Source organism: Acinetobacter seohaensis (assembly GCF_056431365.1).
The window spans coordinates 1-519 of the sequence record NZ_JBWKMK010000055.1; the positions used below are offsets into that span (position 1 = coordinate 1).

2 protein-coding genes are annotated in these 519 nt (G+C 34.9%); both read left to right on the forward strand.

Annotated features, from left to right (window positions below; translation table 11 throughout):
• Positions 1-86 precede the first annotated feature (86 nt).
• Entirely contained in the window at positions 87-332 is a 246-nt protein-coding gene (locus tag AC07E5_RS09570; RefSeq protein WP_070154357.1) for a type II toxin-antitoxin system RelB/DinJ family antitoxin, read from the forward strand.
• The coding region (locus tag AC07E5_RS09575) for a type II toxin-antitoxin system RelE family toxin (RefSeq protein ID WP_498625316.1) at positions 322-519 on the forward strand (198 nt) is incomplete at its 3' end. The genes AC07E5_RS09570 and AC07E5_RS09575, both read left to right, overlap by 11 nt.

Consider the following 519-nt stretch of genomic DNA (forward strand, 5'->3'; position numbering starts at 1 on the left):
ATTTAACATAATGGCTGTTATACGAACAATCTTTGTAATGCATATTGCATTACAATATTCTCATGCATTCAATAAATGGGAAAATGATGGCTACTGTTAATTTCAGGGTCGATGAAGCCCTTAAAGAAAAGTCTTATTCCATCCTAAAAGAACAAGGAATTGCACCTACTGAGTTCTTTACTAATATTCTTGAATATATTGCTACGACTGGAAAGCTTCCAGTACAAAAAGCTTTACTCTCAGAGGAAGATGCTGATTTATTAGCTCTTGTTCGCAAACGTGTTAATGATCCTAAAGAGATGTTCGAGGAAGTCACATTAGATGACTTATAAGCTTTTACGTCATAAGGACTTCACTGCAGAATGGGAAAAGCTTCCTAGTGCTATACGAGATCAATTCAAGAAAAAATTAGCTAAGGTAATAGAGCAACCACATATTCCAAAGAATATGCTTAAAGGTGATCTTGCAGGCTGCTATAAAATAAAATTATTAAAAGCTGGTGTCCGACTTGTTTACCAG

What these genes read in the sequence shown, in the direction of transcription:
- AC07E5_RS09570 (WP_070154357.1), top strand. Translation starts at nt 87, where the DNA reads ATGGCTACTGTTAATTTCAGGGTCGATGAAGCCCTTAAAGAAAAGTCT.